We start from the raw sequence: 23,682 nt of genomic DNA, 5'->3' as shown, positions 1-23,682 counted from the left end.
GGAGAGCGGGCCGTCCGGAGAGGGCGCGCGGCGGCGCGAGATGCGTTGACGTCTGCGCCGCTCGCGTGGTGTCGCTGCGAGCTCGCGGATCAACCAGTCGCCGCGTGGCGTGTGCGGTCGGTACCTGGTGTGCGTCGTCAGCGCTCGTGCTGCAGGCAGCGCGGCGAGGGAGAAACCGGCGCGGCGCAGCGGGTGCGGGCCGGTTGTCCACGTCGCACCGAGTTGTCCACAGGTCGGGGCATCGGGCTGGTCGGAGCCCGCTCCGCACGGCACGGTCGCGGTGTGGACGTGTACGGACTCACCAACAGACCCGCCCTGCTGGCCGCCGGGGTGTCGGACAACGAGCTTGCCCGGTGGTGTGCCCGGGGCGACATCGTGCGGGTCGCGCGCGGTGCCTACCTGCCGGCGGCGTCGGCCGAGGGGATCGAGCCGGCCGCGTGGCACGCGCTGGAGGTCCGGGCAGCCCTCGAACGGCTCCGGGTCCCGGTCGTGGCGAGCCACGTCTCCGCCGCGGTGCTGCACGGGGTGCCGACGTGGGGCGTCCCGCTGGACCGCGTCCACCTGACGCGCATCTCGCCGGGGTCGGTCCGTCGCACCACGACGCTGCACCTGCACGGCACCGGCCTCGCCGAGGACGAGGTCGACCTGCTCGACGGCTGTCGCGTCACGTCCGTGGCGCGCACGGTCGTGGACGTCGCCCGCACGGAGCCGTTCGAGCAGGCCGTCGCGATTGCCGACGCCGCGCTTCGCGCCGGGCTCGTCGCACCCGCGTCCCTCGCCCACGCGCGGGAGCGGGCGCGGCATCGTGCCGGTGCCACCGCAGCGGGCAGGGTGGTCGCGTTCGCCGACGGTCGCGCCGAGAGCGTCGGCGAGTCGCGCAGCCGCGTGGCCCTCCGCCGGTACGGTCTGCCGACACCGGAACTGCAGTGGGAAGTCCGCGGCGGCGGTCGATTCATCGGGCGCGTCGACTTCGGATGGCCGGCTTTGCGCACGATCGGCGAGTTCGACGGCCGGACGAAGTACACGCGCGACTCGCAGGACGACGCCGCCGACGTGGTCTGGGCGGAGAAGCGCCGCGAGGACGCCCTGCGTGCCGTGGGCCTGCGGGTGGTCCGCTGGACGTGGGCCGACCTCTCGGACTTCGGCCCCGTCGTGGGACGCCTGAGGTCGGTGTTCGCGGCGCCCTGATTGCCTCGGCCGGCAGGTGCACGGGCCTACCAGCACTCACGGACAGCGTCCTGCCGTGAGGAACCGGCGCGAGCCGGGACGTGCGCCCGCGGCCGTCGGGGCGGCACTGATCCGCGCAGCTGGTCCGCGACCGCGACCGCCCCGACCTCGCCCAAGGCGCTGACATTCCGCCCGCCGCGTCCCGCCCGGCGCGCGGATTTCGCGATCATCGTGCGGCTATGGCGAGCAGTCGCACGGCTGCAGGTAGTCGTGCGACGGTGGACGGCACGCGATGGCCCGGTGACTGCGCGATGACGAGGACGCAGACCGGTGGCTTCGGACCGTCTCTGCCTGAGCGGCTGGGCGCGGCCTCGCATCAGTAGCTGTTCCGGACCCGCTCGCGACGTTCCACTCAGCGCGCGGGCTTCTCGATGGGCGCGCAGCTTCGGGGGACAGCGGCCTGGTTGCAGGAGATCGGGTGACCGCGGAAACCTCGCGACGGGCGTGAAACCCGCGCGGCAGCCGCGGACGGGCGTCGGTCTCGGCCTGCTCAGCGGAGAGCTCGCCTCCCCAGAAATCGGCGGCTGAGCCCGTGGGCGCCGCGCGATCCGTCGCATCTCCCGACCCGCGACGGCACCGAGGGCCGCAGCCGGCCGCCGTACGGCCGTGTTCCCGCAGGTCTGGAGCTTCGCGCCGTGCCGTCGGCGCCCTGCTCAGCGCGTGGGTTGCGCGCTCGGCGCGCTGTCGCAGCACCTCGGCACGGCAGCAGGTCGTGGTGCGATGACGGAAACCGCGCGGGGACGGAGAAAGGACGGCGTCAGCTCGTCTGCCGCCGCCCGGCGCCGGCGACCTCGGCCGCGGCGGCCGGGCGCGGACTGGTCCGGCGGCCTCGCGCGTCGACTGGTCCGGCGGTGGCCTGACCTGTCCACTCGCGGAGCGCCCGTCCCGCCCGCGGACTCGCCCGGCGGCGATTCGCGCGCGGACTCGCCCGGTGCCGGTCTCGTGTGCCGCCTCCCGCTGCCCGCCTCCCGCTGCCCGCCTCCCGCTGCCCGCTGCCTGCTGCCTGCTGCCCGCTGCCCGCCTCCGGCGCCACCCGGCTCGGCCCACCTCCCAGCTCAGGCCACCCCAGGCGCCGACCCGCACTGCGCCCGTTCCCTGCGCGCCTTCTCCGATCGCCGCACAGGTACCAGGGCCGCCGCTGCCCCTGGAGGCGAGGCCCCAACCGCGAAAACTGCGCGCTGCAGCGGAGGTGCGGGGGTCGCGGAAGGGGTGCGGGCGGGCGCGGTGGGCCGGTCGATACGCTGTTGGCTTCCTATTCGGGACTCTTCCTGGAGATATCTGCCGTGGCCAGCAAGCCGACCTCCGCCAAGATCGAGACCATCGTCGCGCTCGCGAAGCGCCGCGGATTCGTCTTCGCCTCCGGCGAGATCTACGGCGGTACCCGCTCGGCGTGGGACTACGGGCCCCTGGGCGTGGAGCTGAAGGAGAACATCAAGCGGCAGTGGTGGCGCTCCATGGTCACCGGCCGTGAGGACGTGGTGGGTCTCGACAGCTCGGTGATCCTGCCGCGCCAGGTGTGGGTGGCGTCGGGTCACGTGGGCGTGTTCAACGACCCGCTGGTGGAGTGCCTGAGCTGCCACAAGCGGTTCCGGGCCGACCAGCTGGCCGAGGAGTACGTCGAGCGGACGGGCAAGAACGCGACGGAGGACGACCTGTCCGATGTCCCGTGCCCGAACTGCGGCACCCGCGGCCAGTACACGCCGCCGCAGGACTTCAACATGATGTTGGAGACGCACCTCGGCCCGGTGAAGACCGAGGAGGGCCTGGCCTACCTGCGGCCGGAGACGGCGCAGGGCATCTTCGTGAACTTCCTGAACGTGCAGACGACGTCGCGGAAGAAGCCCCCGTTCGGCATCGGCCAGATGGGCAAGAGCTTCCGCAACGAGATCACGCCGGGCAACTTCATCTTCCGGACGCGTGAGTTCGAGCAGATGGAGATGGAGTACTTCGTCGAGCCGGGCACCGACGAGGAGCTGCACCAGTACTGGATCGACGAGCGCACGCGCTGGTACACGGACCTGGGGATCGACGCCGAGAACCTGCGGCACTACGAGCACCCCAAGGAGAAGCTGTCGCACTACTCGAAGCGGACGGTCGACATCGAGTACCGCTTCCAGTTCTCCGGCCAGGAGTGGGGCGAGCTCGAAGGCATCGCCAACCGGACCGACTTCGACCTGACGACGCACTCGAACCACTCGGGTGTCGACCTGTCGTTCTACGACCAGGCGTCGGGCACCCGGTACCGGCCGTACGTGATCGAGCCGGCGGCGGGCGTGGGCCGCTCGATGATGGCGTTCCTGATCGAGGCCTACAACGAAGACGACGCGCCGAACGCGAAGGGCGGCGTCGACAAGCGGGTCGTGCTGCGGCTCGACCGCCGGCTGGCACCGGTCAAGGCGGCGGTGCTTCCGTTGTCGCGCAACGCGGACCTGTCGCCGAAGGCGCGTGACCTGGCGGCGACGCTGCGCAGGAGCTGGAACGTGGAGTTCGACGACGCGGGCGCGATCGGGCGCCGTTACCGCCGTCAGGACGAGATCGGCACGCCGTTCTGCATCACGGTCGACTTCGACACGCTGACCGACCAGGCAGTGACGATCCGGGAGCGCGACTCGATGTCGCAGGACCGGGTCGCGCTGGACCAGGTCGAGGCCTACCTGGCGGCGCGACTCCTCGGCTGCTGACCGCGTGGGAGGCCCACCCGAGGGCGGGCCTCCCACCCAGCAGCCCCGAAACTCAGCAGCCCTGAACCGCAGCAGCCCCGAAACTCAGCAGCCCCGAAACTCAGCCCGCGGCCGGGAACAGCCTGTCGACGATGTCGCGCATCGTCACCAGCCCGACCGTGCCGTCGACGGAGACGAGCGCCAGGTGCGCCCGCTTCTCCCGCATGGTGCCGAGCGCGGCGTGCGCGGTCTCGTCACCGGACAGGGTGAGCACCGGCCGCATGAGCGTCCGGGCCGTCGATCCGGGGGGCGCGGCGAGGGCGTCGCGGACGTGCACGACCCCGACCGCGCCGTCGAGACCGCCGTCGCGGACGACGAGCCGCAGGTGCCCGCTCTCCCGGGAGACGGCACGGATGCGGGCGGGGTCGTCGGCGGCGTCCACACCCGACAGGCCGGTGCGCATGAGCTCGCGCAGCGGCGTCCGGTAGATGTCGAGCGCCGTGACGATCTGGGCGCGGCGGTCCTCGTCGAGCGCCCCGGCGCGGGCGGAGTGGGTGACGAGCTCGCGCAGGTCGGCGGGGTCGCGGCCGGCCCCGACCTCGTCGACGGGGTCGACGCCCACGGCGCGCAGGCAGCGGTTGGCCAGCCCGTTGAGCACGACGAGGACGGGCCGGGTGAGCCACATGAACCCGCGCATCGGCAGGGCCAGCAGCGTGGCGGAGCGCTCGGGATGGGCGATGGCCCACGACTTGGGCGCCATCTCACCGACGACGAGGTGCAGGAACGTCACGATGACCAGTGACAGCACGAACGCGAGTACGCCGGCGGTGGCCGAGGGCATGCCCCAGCCAGTGAGGACGGGTTCGAGCGCCTTGTCGACGGCCGGTTTGGCGATGGCGCCGAGCCCCAGCGTGCACAGGGTGATGCCGAGCTGGGACCCGGCGAGCAGCAGCGACAGGTCCCGGGCGCTGCGCAGGGCGGCGCGGGCGGACGCGGACCGTTCCGCCGCCTCTTCCAGCCGGTAGCGGCGGGCCGCGACGAGCGCGAACTCGATCGCGACGAAGAACGCCGACAGGGCGATGAGCCCGACGGACACGACGATCGTCCAGATGCTCATCGCTCGCCCTCGCCGGGGCTCGGTCGGCGCTTCGCGTGGGCGCTGTGTCGTTGGTTCGCTCGCTGGCGCTCGCTCATCGCTCGTCCCCTTCGGCTCCCAGGGCGGGGGTGCTGGAGAGCCGCAGCCGGACCGACGCCGGCACCCGGCGTTCGACGGTCTCGACGACGGCGTGCAGGGTCACGACGGGGTCGTCCTCCTCGGCCCCGGGCGGCTGGGGCAGTTGGATCGCGACGTCGTCGCCGGGTTCGGGGAGCCGCTGCAGCGCGGAGACGACGAGGCCGCCGACGGTCTGGTGGTCCCCTTCGGGCAGGGGGTGGTCGAGGAGGCGTTCGACCTCGTCGACGTGCAGTGCGCCGGGGACGGTCCAGACGCCTTCGCCGACGGTGGGGACGTCGACACCGGCGGGGTCGTGCTCGTCGGTGATCTCGCCGACGAGCTCCTCGGCGACGTCTTCGACGGTGACGACGCCGGCGAGGCCGCCGTACTCGTCGAGGACGCAGGCGAACTCCTCGCCGGCGGAGCGGAGTTCCGCGAGGACCGCGGGCAGCGGCAGCGAGTCGGGGACGAGCAGCGCGGGCCGCATGATCTCGGCGACGCGGACGTCGGCGGGGTCGCGGCCGGTGTCTTCGAGGGCGAGGACGTCGCGCAGGCAGACGACGCCGGCGACGTCGTCGGGGTCGTCGCGCAGCACGGGCAGCCGGGAGTGGCCGGACGCCATGGTGGTGACGAGGTCGGCGACGGTGGCGTCGGCCTGCACGGTGGTGACGCGTGGGCGCGGGATCATGGCGGCGAGGACGTGCCGGTCGGTGAAGTCGAGGACGCGGTCGAGCAGGGTGGAGAGGTCGACGGGCAGGGTGCCGCTGTCGCGGGACTCGTCGATGATGGCTTCGAGGTCGCGCGGGGTGGCGGCGTGTTCGACGTCGTGGACGGGTTCGATGCGTAGCAGCCGCAGCAGCAGTTCGGCGGCTTTGTCGAACAGGTGCACGAGCCAGCCGAAGGCGGCGAGGTAGATCGACGTCGAGAGGGCGAGGGCGCGGGCGACGGGTTCGGGGCGGGCGATGGCGAGGTTCTTGGGGAAGAGTTCGCCGAACACCATCTGCACGACGGTCGCGAAGAGCAGCGCGAACACGGTGCCGACGATGATGCCGACGCCGGTGGGGACGCCGACGCCGCCGAGGAGTTCGCCGATGCCTTCGCCGATGAGGGGTTCGGCGACGTAACCGACGAGCAGCCCGGTGACGGTGATGCCCAGTTGGGCGCCGGAGAGCATGAAGGAGGTGCGGCGGGTGATGGCGAGGGCACGTTCGGCGCCGGTGTCGCCGGTGGCGGCGCGGGAGCGCAGCCGGGCCCGGTCGACGGCCATGTAGCCGAACTCCTGGGCGACGAACCAGCCGGTGGCGGCTGTGATGAGCACGACGACGACGATGCCGAGGAGGATGGACAGCACGGTCATCGGGGACCGCCGGGGGAGCGCGTGGGCAGACGCCTGTGGGCGCCGCCGGTACTTCGGGGAAGGTCCATGGTCCTGTCTGTCGGATGCCGGGATGGGCGGGACCGGCGCGGGCTGTCACAGCTGGGACGAACAGGACACCGCACGAGTTCCCGAAGCGATGATGACATCCGTCATCCGGGGGTCGTGACGTCCGCTCCGGGAACGCGCGGGGTTCACCCGCGAGAGTCGGGTCATGAGGATGACACCGGACGGCGCGGCGGTACGCATCACTGGCCTGGCGAAGAGCTACGGCCCGGTGCGTGCGGTCGACGGCCTGGACCTGACGATCGCGCCGGGCGAGGTGGTGGCCTTGCTGGGTCCGAACGGCGCCGGGAAGTCGACGACGATCGACGCCCTGCTCGGGCTGACCCGTCCCGACGCCGGTGAGGTGGCCTTGTTCGGCCGGTCTCCGCGGGAGGCGATGTCGCGCGGGTCGGTGGGGGCGATGCTGCAGTCGGGCGGGTTCCCCGACGACATCACGGCGGGCGAGCTGGTGCGGCTGTCGGTGGCGCTGTTCCCGGATCCGTTGACGCCGGCGGAGGTGTTGCGCCGCACCGGGATCGCTGACGTCGCGGGGCAGCGGTTCGGGCGGTTGTCGGGTGGGCAGAAGCAGCGGGTGCGGTTCGCGGTCGCGTTGGCGTGCAACCCGGACCTGCTGGTGCTCGACGAGCCGACGGTCGCGATGGACGTGGCGGCGCGCCGGGAGTTCTGGGCGTCGATGCGGGAGTTCACCGCGGACGGCCGGACGGTGTTGTTCGCGACGCACTACCTGGCGGAGGCGGAGGAGTTCGCGGACCGGGTCGTGCTGCTGCGGGCGGGCCGGGTGGTCGCCGACGGGTCGGTGGCGCAGGTGCGGGCGCTGGCGTCGGGGCGGGTGGTGTCGGCGGTCGTCCCGGGTGCCGACGAGGGCGCCCTCGCGGCGCTGCCGGGCGTCACGGGCGTGGCCGCGGTGGGCCCGCGGACGCGGTTGACCTGCGACGACTCCGATGCCGCGCTGCGGGCGCTGCTCGCGTCGCATCCCGACGCGCACGACGTCGAGGTCACCGCGCACGGCTTGGAGGACGCGTTCGTAGCTCTGACAGCCGAGAGCGCCGTCGCCACGGAAACGGAAAGGGTCTGACCATGGGTGTCCTGCTCGTGTCCGAGGTGCGGCGGATCGTCCGCTCGCCGCGGTTCCTGATCTTCACGGTCGGTTTCCCGGTCGTGTATTTCCTGATCTTCTCCGGTCTGTACGCGACGGGCGCCGACGCCGCCGTGGTGACCGTGGTGCTCATGCTGAACATGGCAGCGTTCGGTGCGATCTCGGCGGCGATCAGCACGGGCGGGCGGGTCGCGGTGGAGCGGGCCGTCGGCTGGAACCGGCAGCTGCGGCTGACCCCGCTGCCCGGCTGGGCCTACCTCGCCGTGAAGGCGGGGGTGGCGATGCTCGTCGCGCTGCCCGCCCTGGTGCTGACGTTCGCGGTGGCGGGGCTGGTCAAGCACGTCGACCTGTCGTTCGTGGAGTGGTTGCGGGTGTTGCTGGCGGCGTGGCTGGGGGTGCTGCCGTTCGCCGCGATCGGGCTGCTCGTCGGCACGATGGCGACGCAGGACTCCGCACAGAGCATGGCGACGGTGACGATGCTGGTGTTCAGCCTGCTGGGTGGCGTCCTGATCCCGGCCGAGGTCCTGCCGGCGGCGATGGTGACCGTCGCGCACCTGCTGCCCAGCTACTGGCTGGCCGAGGTCGCCCGCGACCAGGTGTCCGGCGGTGGCGTCCCGCTGCAGGGGGTCGCGGTGATGCTGGTCTGGCTGGTCGTGGCGGGTGCGCTGGTGGCCGTGCGGTACCGACGCGACGCGTTGCGGGTCTAGCGTGGACGGCATGGTCGACGGCGGCCGCGGACGCGCAGGCGACGGTCCCATGGACCCGACGCGGCTGTCCCTGCGCAAGTGGCTGCCGATGGCGGGCGGCTGGTCGTTGCTGCTGATGCCGTGGGTGTATGCGGCGGCGGTGTCCGACCACGGGCCGGCGTTGCGGGTCCTGCTGGTGCTCGACGTCCTCGCCTACATCGCCGGTTACGCCGCTGGGCTGTACTACGCGATGTGGTCGTCGCGGCGCGTGGTCGTGGTGGTGACGGTCGTCGGGATGGCGGGGTTGTGGGCCGGGATGGTGGTGGGCCTGGGCGCCGGCGGTACCGACGGCGGCGTCCTCTACACGATCAGCTTCCTCCTCGTCACGATCATGGCGCTGCTGCCGAAGCGGGTCTCCGCGGTGGTGGCGGTGCTGGTGGTCGCGGGCGCGTTCGTGCTCTACAGCGTCGTGTTCGGGGCGGTCGACCTGGGCTCGGTCGTCGGCATCGTGGCGATGACGATGGCGATGATCGGCATGTTCGGGCTGATCCGGGTGAACACGGAGCTGCGGGTGGCCCGGGAGGAGCTCGCGAGGATGGCTGTCACGCAGGAGCGCGACCGGATGGCGCGCGACCTGCACGACGTCCTCGGGCACAGCCTGACGACGATCACCGTCAAGGCCGGGCTCGCGCGGCGGCTGCTGGAACGTGGCGACGACGTGCGGGCCGCCGACGAGGTCGCCGACGTCGAGAGGCTCGGCAGGCAGGCGCTGTCCGACGTCCGCGCGACGATCTCGGCGAACCGGGTCGCGTCGTTGGCCGCGGAGCTGGCGGGGGCGCGGGAGGCGTTGCGGGCCGCGCAGATCGAGGCGGATCTGCCCCGCGCGGTCGACGACGTGCCGGCCGAACGTCAGCAGGTCTTCGCCTACGTGCTGCGCGAGGGTGTCACGAACGCGATCCGCCACAGCGGCGCCGGCCGCGTCGCGGTGCGGCTGTCACCGGACTCGATCGAGATCGTCGACGACGGTGTCGGCGCCCCGACCGGCACCCCGGCGGGCAACGGGCTCACCGGGCTGGCGGAGCGGGTCGCCGCGATCGGGGGCTGGGTCGACTCGGGGCCGGGGGAGCGTGGCGGCTGGCGGCTGGCGGCGACGTGCCCGCCCGCGCCGGCCGGCGCGGCGAGCACCCGCACGAACGACAGAGCGGCCCGATGACGATCAAGGTCCTGCTGGCCGACGACCAGGCCCTCGTCCGCGGCGCGCTCGCGGCGATGCTGGGCCTGGAGCCCGACATCGAGGTCGTCGCGCAGGTGGGCACGGGTGACGACGTCGGTCCCGCCGCTGCCCGCACGACGCCCGACGTGGCGTTGCTCGACGTCCAGATGCCGGGGATCGACGGGCTCGCAGCCGCGGCGGCGCTGCGCGAGTCGCTGCCGTCGTGCCGGGTCGTGGTGCTGACGACGTTCGGCCGTCCCGGCTACCTCGCGCGCGCGATGCGGGCGGGGGCGGCGGGGTTCGTCGTGAAGGACAGCCCGCCGGAGCAGCTGGTCGAGGCGGTGCGCCGGGTGCACGCCGGGCTGCGCGTGGTCGACCCGGCGCTGGCGGCGGAGTCGTTGAGCACCGGCGCGAGCCCGCTCACCGAACGCGAGCGCGACGTGCTGGTCGCGGCCGCGGACGGCGCGACCGTCGCCGACATCGCGAAGCGGCTGCACCTGTCGGAGGGCACGGTGCGCAACCATCTGTCGTCGGCGATCGGGAAGACGGACTCGCGCACACGCGCCGAAGCCGTCCGCATCGCGGACGGCTTCGGCTGGCTGTAGTCGTGACCGCAGGTCAGCCGACGCGGTCGGCGCAGGCATCGCGGTCCCCGGCGTAGTCGGGGTTCAGCGCCGCGGCCAGCCGCAGGTGCGGCAGGGCGTCGGCGTGGCGGCTCTGCCGTTGCAACGCCCGGCCCAGCAGGTAGCGGGCGTAGGAGTCGGCGGGGGCGAGCTCGACGGCCCGCGCCAGCTCCTCCTCGGCCTTGCGCAGCTGGGCGGACCGGTAGTAGGCGCGACCGAGCAGCAGGGCTCCGGCGACGCTCTCGCGCAGCTCGTCGGCGTGGGGCTCCAGCATCTCGAGAGCCTCCAGGGGCCGGCCCTCGTCGACCCAGGTCTCGGCCATCCGGAAGGTCAACGTGTCCATCATGATCTATACAACCACATACCCCAGCGGGGTATTCCGCCGGACGGTTCGGGGGAGACTGGCCCTGTGAACCGCCTGCGCTCGATCACCGCCCCGCAGTTCCTGCTCGTGCTGCTCGTGGCGTCCGCGGTGGTCCACGCGGTGCACGGCGTCCGGCTCTGGGACACCTCACGCCTCGCCATCATCGACGCGATTCTCGTCATCGCGGCGCTGGTGATCGCGGGCATGCTGGCCCGGACGCTGAAGACGCCCGCCGCGCAGCCGGTGCCGCTGCTGTCGGCCGCCGTCGTCGGTGCCATCGGGGTGGCGACGTTCCTGCTGCCCAGCGTCCTCGCCCTCACCCAGGGCCGCCCGCTCGCGGGACTGTTCGACGGCTGGGCGTTCGCCGCGCTGATCGTCGACGCGATCGTCGTGCGGATCGCGATCTTCGCCCTCAAGCGCACCCTGCCGACCGGCTGACCCGCTCGGGCCGACCCTCCCCCCGGGGACGCGCCCGGCTCTCGGTCGCCGCCGTCGTCGGTCGCGGTCGCTACCCTGGCCGACGTGACCGCTGCGACCGTGCCGCCGTCCGGCTCCACCGACGCCACCACCGATCCCCGCCGCGCGCTGGGTGCCGCGCTACGCGCCTGGGCAGCGGACGGGTCGGCCGAGATCGGCGTCGTCCGGGTGCTCGACCGGCACGGGTTCGGCACCGTCGAGTCGGGGCAGCTCGTCGCCTCGACGGCGGCGGGGGAGTCCGCGGGCCTGCTCTACCTCGGCGCGCTCGACGACACGGCGCTCCCGCTCGCGGCGTCCGCGGCGGCGGGCCCGCGCACCGGCCGGGCCCACGTCTCCGAGGAGGCGGGTGTCGCGGCGGGGCTGGCCTGCGCAGGCGGCGCCACGCTGCTGGGGCACCCGCTGCCGGCCGCGCTCGCGACGGCGCTGGGCGATGCGCTCGAGGGTGGTGTCCCCGCCGCACTGATCACCCCCGCCGACGGGTCGGCCGTGCTGGTCCTGACCGGGCCTGCGCTGGATCAGGTTTACGGCTCGCTCGGCGCCGCCGAGGTCGACGAGGCCGCGGCCGACACGGCCCGCAACCGCTTGCGCCGCGGCGGCACCGCCACCGAACGGTACGACGCCGCGGGCACCGACGTGCTGCTCGACCTGTGGGTGCCCGTGCCCACGGTGGTCGTCGTCGGCGCCGGCGCGATCGGCGAGGCCCTGCTCGCGCAGGCCGCGCTGCTCGGCTGGGGCGGCCGCACGATCGCCGACCTCGACGACGCCCGCGCCGCCGTCGCCGGGTTCTCCGACGCCGACGTCGTCGTCCTGCTCGACCACGCCCCACGCTTCGACGTCGTCCTCGCCGACGGCGTCCGCGGCGGTCGCGGCTTCATCGGCGCCCTCGGGTCCCGCCGCACCCAGGCCGCCCGCCGCGGCCGACTGCTCGCCGCGGGCCTCACCGACGCCGAGATCGACTCCATCCACGGCCCCGTCGGGCTCGACCTCGGTGCCCGCACCCCCGCCGAGACGGCCGTGTCGATCGTCGCCCAGGTCATCGCCGCCCGCTCCGGGCGCGCCGCCACCGCACTCGCGGCCTCCGACAGCCGGATCGGCGGGTGACAGCACCCCGCCCGCCGAGGCGGTCACCCGGGGGTCGCGCCGCCCCGACCGTCCCGCTGCGCCGTCCGCGACCGGCCGATCCCGGCGCCGACGCGCCCACCCGCAGGATCGGCGGCTCGGCACCGCGGGTCGTGTACCCGCGCTCGGGCCTGCGCTGGCCCGCCCGCTTCCTCATCGGCGGGCTGCTCATCGGCGTGATCATCGTGTGCGGCACCGCGTTCCGGGTCTGGCAGACCGCGCGGACCGACACCGAGACCCCCGCCGACGCCGTGATCGTCCTGGGCGCCGCGCAGTACGACGGCAGCCCCAGCCCGATCTTCGCCTCCCGGCTCGACCACGCCGCCGCCCTGTTCCGGGAGGGCGTGGCGCCGCGGATCGTGACCGTCGGCGGCAACCGGGCCGGTGACGAGTACACCGAGGCGTCCGCGGGGCGGCGGTACCTGCTGGCCAAGGGGATCCCGGCGTCGGCGGTCGTCGCCGTCGGCGAGGGCTCGGACACCCTGGCGAGCCTGCAGGCCGTCGCCGCCGTGGCGCGTCGCGACGGCTGGAGCAGCGCGATACTGGTCAGCGACCCGTGGCACTCGCTGCGGGCGCGCACCATGGCCGAGGACGCCGGGCTCGACGCCTGGACGTCACCGACGCGCAGCGGGCCCGTCGTGCAGAGCCGCGAGACGCAGGCGAAGTACATCGTGAGGGAGACGGCCGCGCTGTTGTACTACCGGATCACCAAGGCACCGGCCGAGACCGAGGACACCGGACTGGGATGAGCGGCCCGACCGACCTGGCCGTCGCGCACGACCACGGCTACGACGACCACGCCCGCGCCCGGCTGCTCCCCGAGGACCCCAAGGCCGCGGGCGGTGGGCGGCCCGAGCGGCGCAGCCCGTTCGCGCGCGACCGCGCCCGGGTGCTGCACTCCGCGGCGCTGCGCCGGCTCGCGGGCAAGACGCAGGTCGTCGGCCCGGGGGAGGGCGCCGAGGTCACCGGGATCCCGCGGACCCGGCTCACGCACTCGTTGGAGGTCGCGCAGATCGGCCGCGGCATCGCCGAGGAGCTGGGCGCCGACCCCGACGTCGTCGACACCGCCGGGCTCGCCCACGACATCGGGCACCCGCCCTTCGGGCACAACGGCGAACGCGCTCTCGACCAGATCGCCGGCAGCTGCGGCGGGTTCGAGGGCAACGCCCAGACGCTGCGCATCCTGACGCGGCTCGAACCGAAGGTCGGCCACGGCGACCACGCGGGCGGGCTCAACCTCACCCGCGCCACGCTCGACGCGTCGTCGAAGTATCCGTGGGTCGGTGGGCCGGGGGTGCGCAAGTTCGGCGCCTACGAGGCCGATGCGCCCGTCCTCGCGTGGGTCCGCGACGGCGCCCCGGAGCGCCGGCGCTGCATCGAGGCCCAGATCATGGACTGGTCCGACGACGTCGCCTACTCGGTGCACGACGTCGAGGACGGCATCCTCGCCGGGCGCATCGACCTGGCGTCGCTGGCCGACCCGGAGGAGCGGGCCGCGCTCGCGGAGCTGGCCGTCGCCAACTTCGGGGCCGATCCCGCCGCGCTCGCCGACGCCGCCGACCAGCTCCTCGCCCTGCCCGCGGTCGCGGCCGTCGCCGGGTTCCACGGCCCGACGGCCACCGGCGGCCAGCACGTCGCCCTCAAGGTCCTGACCAGCGAGCTGGTGGGCCGGTTCGTCCGCGCCGCGACCGACGCCACCCTCGACGCCCTGCCCGACCCCGACGCACCCGTGACGCGCTACGCCGCCGACCTCGTCGTCCCGCCCGGTGCGGCGGCCGAGGTGGCGCTGCTCAAGGCCGTCGCGGTCCGGTACGTGATGGCCGACCCGGTGCGCCTGTCGATGCAGGCCCGGCAACGGGACCTGCTCGCCGAGCTCGCGGCGTCGCTGCTCGCCGGCGCACCCGGCAGCCTCGACCCCGTGCGCGCCGAGGACTGGGCCGTCGCCGCCGACGACGCCGCCCGGCTGCGCGTCGTCGTCGACCAGATCGCGATGCTCACCGACCAGCAGGCGCTGACCTGGCACGCGCGCCTGCGCCAGGTCTGAGGTTCGCCGTCACGAATCCCGCCGTCGTCGCTGGAGAACCAGCGCGCCCGCAGCAACCACGCCCTGGCATCACCGACCAGGGCTTCGATGCGGCCTGCACAGTGCGCCTGTGAGCGGCAATAGTCGCTATGGCGACTATTGCCGCTCACGAGGGATTCAGCGCTCGATCGTGCTGTCCGCCGGCAGCGCCTGGCCGGGGCACTCGGCGAGGATGCGGGAGATCGCGTCGCGCTCGGCCGCGGTGACCCACAGCGTGTACTTCGTCTTCACCGCGACCTGGCGGGCCACGTAGTCGCAGCGGTAGGCCTTCGACGGCGGCAGCCACGTCGCGGCGTCGCCGTCGCCCTTGGACTGGTTCGTCGGCCCGTCGACGGCCAGCAGGTTGAGCGGGTCGTTGCCGAGCAGCTTGCGGGTCGGCGCGTCGAGCTGCTGCGCGCCCTTCTGCCAGGCGTCCGACAGCGCGACGACGTGGTCGATCTGCACCTTCTCGCTGGTGCCCTGGCCACGCTGGAAGGCGATGGTCTTCCCGGTGTAGGGGTCGGCCAGGGAACCGGTGAGGACGACGCAGTCCTTGGTACCGGGCTTGAACGTCTCACCGGTCATGTCCCGGGCGAGGACGTCGTTGCGCTGGTCGCAGCCGTTGCGGTCGACGTCGGACCATGCCGAGCCGAACTGGGTGCGCTCGTAGCCGGTCTTGGGGGCGCGACCCTTGACGGGCAGTGCCGCGAGCGCGGTGGCGGCGTCACCCGTGGCGGTGGCGCCCGCCGCGGGTGCGTCGGCAGGCCCGACCTGGAACCCCGCGGTCTGGAGGGCGGAACATCCCGACGCCCCCACGCTCAGGGCGGCCACCGCCGCCAGTACCGGAACCACCCGTCGCCACGCACGTACCGTTCGCACCTGGGAATCCTGTACCGGCGATCACCGTGGGTGCCGGAGCGACACGGGGGAGTAGCCGGGGCGAACCCGACGGGTCAGAGCTTGTCCGGGTTGACCACCTGGAACACACCTCGGATTCGCCCGTTCGTGATCGAGAGCACAACGACCGACGCCGGTGCTCTGCCCACCGCGTCGGTGCGTACCCCCAGCTCCCCGTTGACGACGACGGGCGACCAGCTCGTCGCGAGCCCGCCCTTGTCGCGGACGATGACGGCCAGCGGATCGTCGTCGCCGGGGGCGGTGACGAGGGGCTCGGGCAGCCAGGGCCCGACGTAGCGCTCACGCCGCACCGCCGCCGACCGAAGCCGGTCGAGGCACAGCCGTCCGACGACGGTCGTCAGCCAGGCCCGCGGCTCGTCGATCACGTCGGTGTCCTGGGCGGCGAACCGCAGCCACGCCTCCTGGACGGCGTCCTCGGCGTCGGCCAGGCTCCCGGTGATCCGGTAGCCGACGCCCAGCACGGTGCGTGCGGTGCGACTCGAAGGCCACGGCGGCGGCGGTCACCGCGCGGACGCTACCGGCGCGACGCACGTCACGTCCGTGCACCGTCACGTCCCGGGGCCCGCTGCCGTCCCATGGGAAACCACCGAGAACGGGAGGACCGATGGACATCCTCGTCACCGGGGGAACCGGCACGTTGGGCCGCGCCCTCGTCGACAGGCTGCGTCACGACGGGCACGCGCCGCGCGTGCTCAGCCGCACCGCGGGGGAGGGGCGCGTGGTCGGTGACCTGCGCACGGGCGCCGGGATCGACGACGCCGTCCGCGGCGCCGACGTGGTCGTGCACTGCGCCACCGCCCCGCGCGGCGACGCCGACACCACCCGGACACTCGTCGACGCCGCCGCTCGCGCCGGCAGCCCGCACCTGCTGTACGTGTCGATCGTCGGCATCGAGGGCGTACCGATGCCGTACTACCGGGCCAAGCTCGCCGCGGAAGCCCTCGTCACCGGCAGCGGCCTGCCCTGGACGATCCTGCGCGCCACCCAGTTCCACGACCTGCTGGCGACGATGTTCAGGGCCGGCTCGCGGACCGGGCTGCTGCCCGTCCTCGCCGGGGCCCGGTTCCAGCCCGTCGACGTCACCGACGTCGCCGCCCGGCTCGCCGCGCTCACGATCGCCCCGGCCGCGGGCCGGGTCCCCGACCTCGGCGGTCCGCAGGTGCGCGACATGGCCGACCTCGGCCGGACCTGGCTCGCCGCGACGGGGACACGGCGGCGTGTCGTCGCGCTGCGACTGCCCGGCGCGATGGGGCGCGGGCTGCGCGCGGGCGCCCTCACCACGCCGGAGCACGCCGACGGCACCGTGACCTTCGAGCAGTTCCTGGAGGCGTCGTGAACACGCGCATCGTGCTGCGTGTCGGGCTGCTCGTGCTGGCCGCGACCCAGGCGTTCGTCGGACTCTGGGCACTGCCCGCGCCACGCTCGTTCTACGACGACTTCCCCGCACCCGGCCACAGCTGGGTCTCGGCGCTGCCGCCCTACAACGAACACCTCGTCCGTGACGTCGGCGCGCTCAGCCTGGCGTTGACGGTCCTGCTCGTCGCCGCGGCGATCTGGCTCGACCGCCGGCTCGTCGCGATCACGCTCGTGGTGTTCGCCGTGTGGACGATCCCGCACGTCGTCTTCCACAGCTTCCACCTGCACGGGTTCAGCGCGCTCGACGCCACGTTGCAGACGGCCGGGTTCGCGGTGGAGGTCGTCGTCGCGGCGGCCCTGGCGGTCGTCCTGGTGCGATCAGGCCGCGCGTCGGTTCACTCCTCCGAATGACGTAGCCGCGACACGCGCGACACGCCGCCGGATGCGGTAACACGGTCAGCCTGCGGGGAGATGTCGGGGGTATGAACATGCTGTCCGACGTCCTGACCGTCCTCGCCGGCGGCGCCGGCATCGTCGTGCTGCTGGCCATGGCGGCCCTGCCGCTCTACGGCGACGCCGTGGGCCGCGTCGAGGCCGACGCCCCGCTCATCCCGCAGCCGCGCCGCGCGCCCGAATCCCTCGACGCCGTCGTCCCGCAGCCCGTCGCCGCCTGACCCGCCCTTCTCAGCGGGCTCCCAGCCCGCTCGCAGCCGCGGCACGGCCTGCGGGCTGACCGTGGAGCCATGGTGCTCCACGACGTCCTCACCTGGTCCGCCCTCGCCGCCGCCGTCCTGCTCTTCGCCGTGATGACCGCGGTCCCGCTGCTGCTCGACCACAGCGGACGCCCACCCGGGCCACTACCGTCGCGACGATGAGCCGCCCCACCCCGCGCCTGTCCGTCGTGGCCCTCGACTGCCCCGATCCCGACTCGCTCATCCGCTTCTACTCGGAGCTCACCGGCTGGCCCCTCGCCGAGGGCGACACCGACGACGACTGGCGCGAGCTCGTCGCCGACGGCCCCGTGACGATCGCCTGCCAGCAGGTCGGCGACTACCGCGCGCCGCAGTGGCCGCAGCAGGAGCACCCGCAGCAGCTGCACCTCGACTTCGACGTCCCCGACCTCGACGCCGGCGAGGAGTTCGTCCTCGGCGTCGGCGCCACGAAGGCCGACGTCCAGCCCGGCGAGACGTTCCGCGTCTACACCGACCCGGTCGGCCATCCGTTCTGCCTGGTCCTGGCGACCTGAGCCGTCCGGCCCGCCCGCGCGCCACGGGCCTAGACTCGCGAGCGTGGCAGGGCGTATCCGGGACAGCGACATCATGGAGGTCCGTGACCGCGCCCGGATCGACGAGGTCATCGGCGAGTACGTCGCGCTGCGCCGCGCCGGTGCCGGCTCGCTGAAGGGCTTGTGCCCCTTCCACGACGAGAAGACCCCGTCGTTCAACGTCCGCCCCACGCACGGCACGTTCCACTGCTTCGGCTGCGGCGAGGGTGGCAGCGTCATCGACTTCGTCATGAAGATCGAGGTGGTCGGGTTCGTCGAGGCCGTCGAACGGCTCGCGGAGAAGGTCGGCGTCCGGCTCACCTACGAGGGTGGCGGCAGCTCCGTCCAGCGCGACCGCGGCACCCGCTCCCGGTTGCTCGAGGCCAACCGCAAGGCCGCCGAGTTCTACACCGACAAGCTGCGCGGCCCGGACGCGGCGGCCGCCGTCGAGTTCCTCGCCGCGCGCGGGTTCGACGCCGCCGCGGCCGCCCGGTTCGGTTGCGGCTACGCCCCCGCAGGCTGGGACCTGCTCACCAAGCACCTGCTCGCCGCCGGGTTCACCCTCGACGAGCTCATGAAGGCCGGACTGTCCAAGGAGGGCAGGCGCGGCCCCATCGACCGGTTCCACCGCCGCCTGCTCTGGCCCATCCGCGACCTCGGCGGCGACGTCGTCGGGTTCGGCGCCCGCCGGCTCTACGACGACGACGGCATCGAGGCCAAGTACCTCAACACCACCGAGACGCCCGTCTACCGCAAGACCCACGTCCTGTTCGGGCTCGACCTCGCCAAGCGCGAGATCGCCAAGCGCCGCCAGGTCGTCGTCGTCGAGGGCTACACCGACGTCATGGCCATGCACCTCGCCGGGGTCCCCACCGCCGTCGCCTCCTGTGGGACGGCCTTCGGCGCCGAGCACGTCTCGGTCATCCGTCGGCTCATCGGCGACGACAGCTTCGACCTCGGCGAGGTCATCTACACCTTCGACGGCGACGCCGCAGGTCAGGCCGCCGCGCTCAAGGCGTTCGAGGGCGACCAGAGCTTCGCCGCGCAGACGTTCGTCTCCATCGCCCCTGACGGTCAGGACCCCTGCGAGCTGCGCCAGTCCGGCGGCGACACCGCCGTGCGCGACCTCGTCGCCCGCCGCGAACCGCTGTTCGAGTTCGCGATCCGCTCGATGCTGCGCGACCACGACCTCGACACCGCCGAGGGCCGCGTCGCCGCCCTCCAACGCTGCGTCCCGCTCGTCGCGCGGATCCGTCGGGAAGATCTTCGCGACGAGTACGCCCGCCGCCTCGCCGGCTGGACCAGCTGGGACGACATCGCGATGGTCGTCCGCCGGGTCCGCGAGTCGGCAGGCGCGCCCGCCGAGCCCGGCCGCGGCCGACGCACCCCGCCCCCCGCCGCGGCCCCCGCGAAGGACGACCCCCGCCTGCACCTGCAGCGCGAGGCCGTGAAGGCGGCCCTGCAGGAGCCCGCCGTCGCCGGCCCCGCCTACGACGAACTGCCCGAGGCCGCGTTCACCCACCCCGCGTTCGCGGGCGTGCACCGCGCCGTCGCCGCCGCCGGCGGGGTGTGCGGCGGGATGTCGGGCCAGGCGTGGATCGAGGCCGTCGGCACCGAGTGCGTCCCCGAGTTCCGCGGCCTCGTCCACGAGCTCGCCGTCGAACCGATGCAGCTGCCCCGCCGCACCGCCCGCGGCGGCAACACCGGCAACGGGCTCACCGACGAGGCCCGCTACGTCAGCAGCGTCGTCGCCGGGGTGCGGCTCGCGCTCGTCGAGTCGCAGATCGCCGAGCTCAAGGCCCGTCTGCAACGCACCAACCCCGTCGAGGAGGCCGACGCCTACCACCAGCTCTTCGGCGACCTCGTGCCGTTGGAGCAGTACCGGATCGCATTGCGCGACAAAGCGATGGGGGCGGCAGTCTGATGGGTCTGATGAACCGCCTCACCCAGATCGTCACGGGCCGCGGCGAGCTGCCCGCCGGTTTCGACGCCGTCCTCGAACCCGACGAACGTGTCCTCGCCGTCGCCCCGATCGTCGGCGGCAGCCACGTCGTCGTCACGTCGTGGGGCATCTGGCTGCCCGGCGACGCCCCGCGCCGCATCGGCTGGCACCTCGTCAGCAAGGCCGTCTGGGCCGAGGGCGCGCTCGTCGTCACGGAGGCGACCGAGTCGGTCGAGGACGGCGTCGTGCTGCTCGCCGACCTCCCCCCGCGACGGCTGCGCCTCGATGACCCGGGCAAGGTCCCGCAGATCGTGCACGAGCGCGTCACCGGCTCGATCCGGTCGCGCCACCATCGCGACCTGCCCGGCGGCGGCGCCTGGTTCCTGCAGCGCAAGGTCGCCGGTTCCGACGGCTCGATCCTGCAGGTCCGCCCCGACCCGGGCACCGACCCCGACCTCGTGCGCCGCCTCGCCGTCGAGGTGGCGAGGAAAGCCCGGCAGGGATGACCGGGACGACCGGGACGACCTGGGACCCCGCGCTCTACCTCCAGTTCGACGACGCCCGCTCCCGCCCGTTCCTCGGCCTCGTCGCCCGCATCGGCGCCGCCGCCCCGCGCCGCGTCGTCGACCTCGGCTGCGGGCCCGGCCACCTCACCGAGACCCTCAGCCGGCGCTGGCCCGACGCCGCCGTCGAGGCCCTGGACTCCTCGCCCGACATGGTCGAGGCCGCCCGTTCGCGCGGGATCGACGCGACGCTCGCGCCGGTCGAAACCTGGACGCCCGGCCCGGACGTCGACGTCGTCGTCACCAACGCCGTGCTGCAGTGGGTGCCCACCCACACCGACCTGCTCGCCCGCTGGATCGACGCCCTCCCGGCGGGCGCCTGGTTCGCCATGCAGGTGCCCGGCAACTTCGGCGCCCCCTCCCACGCGCTGGCCCGCGAGCTCGCCGCCCGACGTGGGCTCACCCTGCGCGACGAGCTCGCCGTGGCCGAACCCGCCGACTACGCCTCGATCCTGGGCGGCGCGAAAGTCGACGTCGACGTCTGGGAGACCACCTACCTGCAGCGGCTCACCGGCGACGACCCCGTCCTCACCTGGATCAGCGCCACCACGCTGCGCCCGGTCCGCGACGCACTCGATCCTCCGGACTACGACGACTTCCGCGCCGAGCTCGCGCCGCTGCTCCGCGAGGCCTACCCGATGCGGGCCGACGGCACGACGTGGCTCCCGTTCCGCCGCATCTTCGCGGTGGCGCACAAGGAGTCCTAGGGTCGCAGCAGGTCCCGCACCCGGTGTCCCGGGTCTGCCAGGAACGCCCGCATCGTCACGACAGGCAACGCGTCGTCGTAGGAGACGGTGTGCAGCCGCCCGTCGTCACCGATCTCCAGGATCCGCGCCCGCGGGACCGCGAGCAGGATCGGCGAGTGCGTCGCGACGATGAACTGCGACCCCTGCCGCGCCAGCTCGTGGATGCGCGCCAACGCCGCCATGCACCCCGTCACCGACAGCGCCGCCTCCGGCTCGTCCAGCAGATAGAGACCGCCGGGCCGGAAACGATGGTTGAGCAGGTCGAGGAACGACTGGCCGTGCGACCGCTCGTGCGGCGAGACCCCGCCGTACGCGTCGACCAGGTCGAGCGCCTCGATCTCCGTCGCCACGTTGTAGAACGACTCGGCCCGCAGGAAGAACGACGACAGCTCCCGCCCAGGCGCCCGGCCCACCCGCAACGCCCCGCCCAGCGTCGACTCGCTCGCCCGCGTCGAGAACCGGAACGACCGCGACCCGCCCTCCGCGTTGAACCCTGCCGCGACCGCGATGGCCTCGACGAGCGTCGACTTCCCGGAGCCGTTCTCGCCCACCAGGAACGTCACGCCCGGACCGAGCTCCAGCCGCCGGCCCCGCAGGGCCGCGACGACGGCGAGGTCGAACGGGTGGCACGGTTCGTCGGGGACCGCGGCCTCGTCGATCTCGAGGTACCGCAGGTAGACCGCCGGGCCGGTCGGCGCCCGCCGCCGAGAGGTCAGTGACCGCGCCCGTTCGACGACGCGTCCCCGTGCGGGTTGCCGGTGACGGCCTCCTCGACCCGCGCCCGCACCACCCCCGCCGCGCCCTGCACCGCAGGATGGTCGGTGACACGCTGGTAGGTCCGCACCAGCTGCTCGTAGCGCTCGTGCCCGGCCCGCGCCCCCAACACGTACCCGACGGCCGCACCCAACAAGAACTTCAGCATGTCGCCTCCGCAGGTTCGTCCGTGTTCGCGCCCCATCCTGCCCCAGCTGCAGGTCCGCCGGGTGCCCTGGCGGACAGGCCCCCCGGACGATGCGGCCGAACGGGTGCGCTAAGGTTTGCGAGTCGGAAGGGCGGTGCCCCGGCCGGCACAGCGGTCCTCCGTAGCTCAATTGGCAGAGCATGCGACTGTTAATCGCAGGGTTACTGGTTCGAGTCCAGTCGGAGGAGCTTTCCTCGCAGGTCAGCGGCTTACATGTGAATCTCTGACCAAGATCATCCGGCGTTTTCCCGCCGTAGCCGCTGTCTCCAACGTCTTTCCGGCTCTCTCGGTGAGCACGGCCCAGCGCGTACGCGGCTGCTCTGTTCATCTCGAACCAGCCCGGTGTCGAAGTCGGCGATCAGGTTCTCACGGGCCGCCGTCGCGGAGTGCGGTGCGCAGGATCGCGAGGCCGTTCCAGTGCATCGTCGCCAGCGCGTCGTCGGGGGAGCAGCCGGCGACGTCGACCAGCCAGACGAACGCCTCGATTCCCGTCGCGGCGCGGATCGCGACGGCCAGCCGGTCCCGGTCGATCCCCGGGTGCGTGGCGGCGAGGGGTTCGAGCGCGTCGGTCAGCCATCCGATCACCCGGCCCCGCCGCATCACCGGCTCCGTGGGGTCGGCCTCGGGTTCCAACGACAACCGCAGCGCCGCCCGCAGCTGGGTCTCCCAGTCGCGGACGATCCGGTTCGTGGCGTGGAGCAGCAGGGCGAGGCGCTGCTCGGGGTCGGCGGGCGGGTCCGCGGGCAGCAGCGACGCCTGGTCGACCTCGGGGTATGCGGCCGAGACGAGGGCGCGCTGATTCGGGAAGTACCGGTAGGCCGTGGTCCGGGAGACCGCGGCCGCCCCCGCGGCATCCTCGACCGTCGGCGTCGTCCCGTGGGACAGCAGCTCGCGGGCTGCGTCGACGAGCGCGGTGCGGGTGCGGGCCTTCTGGTTGCGTCGGCCGGTCAGTTCGTAGGGGGTCGACATTGACGCCGACGGTACCGTAGTCCCCTCATGGTACTTCAGTGCCACGAACTTCTCACCAGCGAACGCGGAGGTCTCGTATGAGCACGGACACGGCGAGCGCGAGGGCGAGCACGGACCCAGTCGTCACCGACCCGGGCCTGTACTCGGTGGTGTTCGAGAACGAGCGCGTGCGGGTGCTGGAGTACCGCGACGTGCCGGGCGACCGGACCTGCGAGCACGACCACCCCGACATGGTGATCATCCCGCTGGCCACGTTCCGGCGCCGGCTCACCGTCGGCGGGCGCGAGGTCGAGGTGGAGCAGACGCAGCACCAGGCCCGCTGGGTGGACGCGCAGACCCACATCGGCGAGAACATCGGCGACGTGCCGACACACGCGCTGTTCGTCGAGCTCAAATGAGGCGCCTAGGCTTCCCGTGTGGCTGAGCATCGGGGAGGAGACACGACATCGGCCCGGGCGACGGCGATCCGCGCACTGCTCAACGAGTGGGACTTCATCGGCGTCGTACCTCACGGCGTCCGAGACGAGTACGACTGTCTGATCCTGGAGTTGGGCGAGCACCTGGACCGTGGCGCCGGCGCCGACGAGGTGCAGGCGTACCTGTCGGCCGAGCTGGTAACCCACTTCGGCCTGAGTGGCGGTCGGACCCCCGCCGGCGACGAGTTCGTCGTCGGACTCCTGGCTCTCGGCACGTAGAGCGCGCATCAGCCGACTCCCACGGGTTCGCGTGGGAGGTCGAGGGTTGCGAGCTGGATGACGTTCGGTGGTCGGCTCCGTGGCCGT

Annotated in this window: 28 protein-coding genes and 1 tRNA gene; 21 read left to right on the top strand and 8 right to left on the bottom strand. The window is 73.4% G+C overall.

The genetic code is table 11. The features are described 5' to 3' along the window. Nucleotides 1-282: 282 nt before the first annotated feature. Together PSU4_RS17915 and PSU4_RS17910 are read left to right on the top strand one after the other, a co-directional pair. On the top strand, nucleotides 283-1,188 hold the full coding sequence (locus PSU4_RS17915; RefSeq protein ID WP_186817028.1) for a type IV toxin-antitoxin system AbiEi family antitoxin domain-containing protein: 906 nt from the start codon (nucleotides 283-285) through the stop codon (nucleotides 1,186-1,188). Nucleotides 1,189-2,510: 1,322 nt separating this feature from the next. Beyond that, a complete protein-coding gene (locus tag PSU4_RS17910; protein ID WP_147109738.1) occupies nucleotides 2,511-3,908 on the top strand; it encodes a glycine--tRNA ligase in 1,398 nt (465 codons plus the stop codon). 100 nt (nucleotides 3,909-4,008) lie between these two features. Here PSU4_RS17910 and PSU4_RS17905 read toward each other — a convergent pair whose 3' ends face one another. Continuing rightward, nucleotides 4,009-5,004, bottom strand: a complete 996-nt coding sequence (locus tag PSU4_RS17905) for a hemolysin family protein (protein WP_147109736.1) — start codon at nucleotides 5,002-5,004, stop codon at nucleotides 4,009-4,011. A gap of 73 nt (nucleotides 5,005-5,077) precedes the next feature. Then, nucleotides 5,078-6,457: a hemolysin family protein gene (locus PSU4_RS17900; protein ID WP_147109733.1), complete on the bottom strand. Its 1,380-nt coding sequence runs from the start codon at nucleotides 6,455-6,457 to the stop codon at nucleotides 5,078-5,080. Between the two features lie 232 nt (nucleotides 6,458-6,689). On the opposite strand from PSU4_RS17900, the gene PSU4_RS17895 reads away from it, so the two are divergent. Genes PSU4_RS17895 through PSU4_RS17880 form a run of 4 tightly spaced genes read left to right on the top strand, consistent with a single transcriptional unit; the run spans nucleotide 6,690 to nucleotide 10,141 of the window. Then, nucleotides 6,690-7,616 (top strand): ABC transporter ATP-binding protein, encoded by a 927-nt coding sequence (locus PSU4_RS17895; RefSeq protein WP_147109731.1) that lies wholly within the window; start codon nucleotides 6,690-6,692, stop codon nucleotides 7,614-7,616. 2 nt (nucleotides 7,617-7,618) lie between these two features. After that, the gene (locus PSU4_RS17890; protein WP_147109729.1) at nucleotides 7,619-8,344 is read left to right on the top strand and encodes an ABC transporter permease; all 726 of its coding nucleotides are present in this window, start codon (nucleotides 7,619-7,621) and stop codon (nucleotides 8,342-8,344) included. Nucleotides 8,345-8,354: 10 nt separating this feature from the next. Continuing rightward, nucleotides 8,355-9,536, top strand: a complete 1,182-nt coding sequence (locus PSU4_RS17885) for a sensor histidine kinase (protein ID WP_147109727.1) — start codon at nucleotides 8,355-8,357, stop codon at nucleotides 9,534-9,536. Further along, complete coding sequence (locus PSU4_RS17880) at nucleotides 9,533-10,141, top strand: response regulator transcription factor (RefSeq protein WP_147109725.1); 609 nt, start codon at nucleotides 9,533-9,535, stop codon at nucleotides 10,139-10,141. The genes PSU4_RS17885 and PSU4_RS17880 overlap by 4 nt, the downstream gene beginning before the upstream one ends. 13 nt (nucleotides 10,142-10,154) lie before the next feature. Here the strand turns inward: PSU4_RS17880 and PSU4_RS17875 are convergent, their stop codons facing one another. Continuing rightward, nucleotides 10,155-10,505, bottom strand: a complete 351-nt coding sequence (locus PSU4_RS17875; RefSeq protein WP_147109723.1) for a tetratricopeptide repeat protein — start codon at nucleotides 10,503-10,505, stop codon at nucleotides 10,155-10,157. 63 nt (nucleotides 10,506-10,568) lie between these two features. Here PSU4_RS17875 and PSU4_RS17870 point away from each other — a divergent pair, with 63 nt between their 5' ends. The 4 genes from PSU4_RS17870 (at nucleotide 10,569) to PSU4_RS17855 (ending at nucleotide 14,163) form a co-directional block, all read left to right on the top strand. Next, a complete protein-coding gene (locus PSU4_RS17870; protein ID WP_147109721.1) occupies nucleotides 10,569-10,961 on the top strand; it encodes a hypothetical protein in 393 nt (130 codons plus the stop codon). Nucleotides 10,962-11,045: 84 nt separating this feature from the next. Continuing rightward, nucleotides 11,046-12,101 carry an XdhC family protein gene (locus PSU4_RS17865; protein WP_246115185.1) on the top strand — a complete coding sequence of 352 codons (1,056 nt, stop codon included), beginning with the start codon at nucleotides 11,046-11,048 and terminating at the stop codon, nucleotides 12,099-12,101. A 149-nt stretch (nucleotides 12,102-12,250) separates the two neighbouring features. Continuing rightward, on the top strand, nucleotides 12,251-12,868 hold the full coding sequence (locus tag PSU4_RS17860; protein ID WP_147109810.1) for a YdcF family protein: 618 nt from the start codon (nucleotides 12,251-12,253) through the stop codon (nucleotides 12,866-12,868). Then, nucleotides 12,865-14,163, top strand: a complete 1,299-nt coding sequence (locus tag PSU4_RS17855) for a deoxyguanosinetriphosphate triphosphohydrolase (RefSeq protein ID WP_147109719.1) — start codon at nucleotides 12,865-12,867, stop codon at nucleotides 14,161-14,163. The genes PSU4_RS17860 and PSU4_RS17855 overlap by 4 nt, the downstream gene beginning before the upstream one ends. A gap of 156 nt (nucleotides 14,164-14,319) precedes the next feature. Here PSU4_RS17855 and PSU4_RS17850 read toward each other — a convergent pair whose 3' ends face one another. Together PSU4_RS17850 and PSU4_RS33045 are read right to left on the bottom strand one after the other, a co-directional pair. Further along, a complete protein-coding gene (locus PSU4_RS17850) occupies nucleotides 14,320-15,060 on the bottom strand; it encodes an HNH endonuclease family protein (RefSeq protein WP_147109717.1) in 741 nt (246 codons plus the stop codon). A 74-nt stretch (nucleotides 15,061-15,134) separates the two neighbouring features. Beyond that, nucleotides 15,135-15,560, bottom strand: a complete 426-nt coding sequence (locus PSU4_RS33045) for a sigma factor (RefSeq protein WP_373866070.1) — start codon at nucleotides 15,558-15,560, stop codon at nucleotides 15,135-15,137. A gap of 143 nt (nucleotides 15,561-15,703) precedes the next feature. Here PSU4_RS33045 and PSU4_RS17840 point away from each other — a divergent pair, with 143 nt between their 5' ends. The 8 genes from PSU4_RS17840 to PSU4_RS17810 all read left to right on the top strand — a co-directional run bounded on the left by PSU4_RS17840 (nucleotide 15,704) and on the right by PSU4_RS17810 (nucleotide 20,931). Next, on the top strand, nucleotides 15,704-16,435 hold the full coding sequence (locus tag PSU4_RS17840) for an SDR family oxidoreductase (RefSeq protein ID WP_147109715.1): 732 nt from the start codon (nucleotides 15,704-15,706) through the stop codon (nucleotides 16,433-16,435). Further along, nucleotides 16,432-16,866, top strand: a complete 435-nt coding sequence (locus PSU4_RS17835) for a hypothetical protein (protein ID WP_147109713.1) — start codon at nucleotides 16,432-16,434, stop codon at nucleotides 16,864-16,866. The genes PSU4_RS17840 and PSU4_RS17835 overlap by 4 nt, the downstream gene beginning before the upstream one ends. A gap of 71 nt (nucleotides 16,867-16,937) precedes the next feature. Then, the gene (locus tag PSU4_RS17830; protein WP_147109711.1) at nucleotides 16,938-17,129 is read left to right on the top strand and encodes a hypothetical protein; all 192 of its coding nucleotides are present in this window, start codon (nucleotides 16,938-16,940) and stop codon (nucleotides 17,127-17,129) included. 69 nt (nucleotides 17,130-17,198) lie between these two features. After that, on the top strand, nucleotides 17,199-17,330 hold the full coding sequence (locus PSU4_RS32815) for a hypothetical protein (RefSeq protein WP_281290696.1): 132 nt from the start codon (nucleotides 17,199-17,201) through the stop codon (nucleotides 17,328-17,330). After that, nucleotides 17,327-17,701 (top strand): VOC family protein, encoded by a 375-nt coding sequence (locus tag PSU4_RS17825; RefSeq protein WP_147109709.1) that lies wholly within the window; start codon nucleotides 17,327-17,329, stop codon nucleotides 17,699-17,701. The genes PSU4_RS32815 and PSU4_RS17825 overlap by 4 nt, the downstream gene beginning before the upstream one ends. A gap of 43 nt (nucleotides 17,702-17,744) precedes the next feature. Then, nucleotides 17,745-19,643, top strand: a complete 1,899-nt coding sequence (gene dnaG, locus PSU4_RS17820) for a DNA primase (protein WP_147109707.1) — start codon at nucleotides 17,745-17,747, stop codon at nucleotides 19,641-19,643. Further along, a complete protein-coding gene (locus PSU4_RS17815; RefSeq protein ID WP_147109705.1) occupies nucleotides 19,643-20,167 on the top strand; it encodes a hypothetical protein in 525 nt (174 codons plus the stop codon). The genes dnaG and PSU4_RS17815 overlap by 1 nt, the downstream gene beginning before the upstream one ends. Beyond that, nucleotides 20,164-20,931 carry a trans-aconitate 2-methyltransferase gene (locus tag PSU4_RS17810; RefSeq protein ID WP_147109702.1) on the top strand — a complete coding sequence of 256 codons (768 nt, stop codon included), beginning with the start codon at nucleotides 20,164-20,166 and terminating at the stop codon, nucleotides 20,929-20,931. The genes PSU4_RS17815 and PSU4_RS17810 overlap by 4 nt, the downstream gene beginning before the upstream one ends. Here the strand turns inward: PSU4_RS17810 and PSU4_RS31400 are convergent. Both PSU4_RS31400 and PSU4_RS31395 read right to left on the bottom strand, forming a co-directional pair. Beyond that, nucleotides 20,928-21,551: an AAA family ATPase gene (locus PSU4_RS31400; RefSeq protein WP_281290699.1), complete on the bottom strand. Its 624-nt coding sequence runs from the start codon at nucleotides 21,549-21,551 to the stop codon at nucleotides 20,928-20,930. The two genes, PSU4_RS17810 and PSU4_RS31400, sit on opposite strands and share 4 nt — an antisense overlap. A gap of 131 nt (nucleotides 21,552-21,682) precedes the next feature. Continuing rightward, nucleotides 21,683-21,892 (bottom strand): hypothetical protein, encoded by a 210-nt coding sequence (locus PSU4_RS31395; protein ID WP_186817026.1) that lies wholly within the window; start codon nucleotides 21,890-21,892, stop codon nucleotides 21,683-21,685. A 154-nt stretch (nucleotides 21,893-22,046) separates the two neighbouring features. On the opposite strand from PSU4_RS31395, the gene PSU4_RS17800 reads away from it, so the two are divergent. Further along, nucleotides 22,047-22,119, top strand: a tRNA-Asn gene (locus PSU4_RS17800). Nucleotides 22,120-22,297: 178 nt separating this feature from the next. On the opposite strand, the gene PSU4_RS17795 is transcribed toward PSU4_RS17800, so the two are convergent. After that, complete coding sequence (locus tag PSU4_RS17795) at nucleotides 22,298-22,900, bottom strand: TetR/AcrR family transcriptional regulator (protein ID WP_147109698.1); 603 nt, start codon at nucleotides 22,898-22,900, stop codon at nucleotides 22,298-22,300. A gap of 77 nt (nucleotides 22,901-22,977) precedes the next feature. On the opposite strand from PSU4_RS17795, the gene PSU4_RS17790 reads away from it, so the two are divergent. Together PSU4_RS17790 and PSU4_RS17785 are read left to right on the top strand one after the other, a co-directional pair. Further along, nucleotides 22,978-23,298 (top strand): cupin domain-containing protein, encoded by a 321-nt coding sequence (locus tag PSU4_RS17790; RefSeq protein WP_147109696.1) that lies wholly within the window; start codon nucleotides 22,978-22,980, stop codon nucleotides 23,296-23,298. 18 nt (nucleotides 23,299-23,316) lie between these two features. Further along, complete coding sequence (locus PSU4_RS17785; RefSeq protein ID WP_246115184.1) at nucleotides 23,317-23,595, top strand: hypothetical protein; 279 nt, start codon at nucleotides 23,317-23,319, stop codon at nucleotides 23,593-23,595. Nucleotides 23,596-23,682 lie beyond the last annotated feature (87 nt).

Source organism: Pseudonocardia sulfidoxydans NBRC 16205 (assembly GCF_007989085.1).
In the GTDB taxonomy this organism is placed as follows: Bacteria; Actinomycetota; Actinomycetes; order Mycobacteriales; family Pseudonocardiaceae; genus Pseudonocardia; species Pseudonocardia sulfidoxydans.
This window is presented reverse-complemented; position numbering and strand designations above follow the sequence as displayed.

What these genes read in the sequence shown, in the direction of transcription:
- PSU4_RS17905 (WP_147109736.1), bottom strand. Translation starts at nt 5,004, where the DNA reads ATGAGCATCTGGACGATCGTCGTGTCCGTCGGGCTCATCGCCCTGTCG.
- PSU4_RS17895 (WP_147109731.1), top strand. Translation starts at nt 6,690, where the DNA reads ATGAGGATGACACCGGACGGCGCGGCGGTACGCATCACTGGCCTGGCG.
- PSU4_RS32815 (WP_281290696.1), top strand. Translation starts at nt 17,199, where the DNA reads ATGGTGCTCCACGACGTCCTCACCTGGTCCGCCCTCGCCGCCGCCGTC.
- PSU4_RS17795 (WP_147109698.1), bottom strand. Translation starts at nt 22,900, where the DNA reads ATGTCGACCCCCTACGAACTGACCGGCCGACGCAACCAGAAGGCCCGC.
- PSU4_RS17825 (WP_147109709.1), top strand. Translation starts at nt 17,327, where the DNA reads ATGAGCCGCCCCACCCCGCGCCTGTCCGTCGTGGCCCTCGACTGCCCC.
- PSU4_RS17855 (WP_147109719.1), top strand. Translation starts at nt 12,865, where the DNA reads ATGAGCGGCCCGACCGACCTGGCCGTCGCGCACGACCACGGCTACGAC.
- PSU4_RS31395 (WP_186817026.1), bottom strand. Translation starts at nt 21,892, where the DNA reads ATGCTGAAGTTCTTGTTGGGTGCGGCCGTCGGGTACGTGTTGGGGGCG.
- PSU4_RS17880 (WP_147109725.1), top strand. Translation starts at nt 9,533, where the DNA reads ATGACGATCAAGGTCCTGCTGGCCGACGACCAGGCCCTCGTCCGCGGC.
- PSU4_RS17875 (WP_147109723.1), bottom strand. Translation starts at nt 10,505, where the DNA reads ATGATGGACACGTTGACCTTCCGGATGGCCGAGACCTGGGTCGACGAG.
- PSU4_RS17810 (WP_147109702.1), top strand. Translation starts at nt 20,164, where the DNA reads ATGACCGGGACGACCGGGACGACCTGGGACCCCGCGCTCTACCTCCAG.
- PSU4_RS17790 (WP_147109696.1), top strand. Translation starts at nt 22,978, where the DNA reads ATGAGCACGGACACGGCGAGCGCGAGGGCGAGCACGGACCCAGTCGTC.
- PSU4_RS17840 (WP_147109715.1), top strand. Translation starts at nt 15,704, where the DNA reads ATGGACATCCTCGTCACCGGGGGAACCGGCACGTTGGGCCGCGCCCTC.
- PSU4_RS17815 (WP_147109705.1), top strand. Translation starts at nt 19,643, where the DNA reads ATGGGTCTGATGAACCGCCTCACCCAGATCGTCACGGGCCGCGGCGAG.
- PSU4_RS17900 (WP_147109733.1), bottom strand. Translation starts at nt 6,457, where the DNA reads ATGACCGTGCTGTCCATCCTCCTCGGCATCGTCGTCGTCGTGCTCATC.
- PSU4_RS17885 (WP_147109727.1), top strand. Translation starts at nt 8,355, where the DNA reads ATGGTCGACGGCGGCCGCGGACGCGCAGGCGACGGTCCCATGGACCCG.
- PSU4_RS17890 (WP_147109729.1), top strand. Translation starts at nt 7,619, where the DNA reads ATGGGTGTCCTGCTCGTGTCCGAGGTGCGGCGGATCGTCCGCTCGCCG.
- PSU4_RS17830 (WP_147109711.1), top strand. Translation starts at nt 16,938, where the DNA reads ATGAACATGCTGTCCGACGTCCTGACCGTCCTCGCCGGCGGCGCCGGC.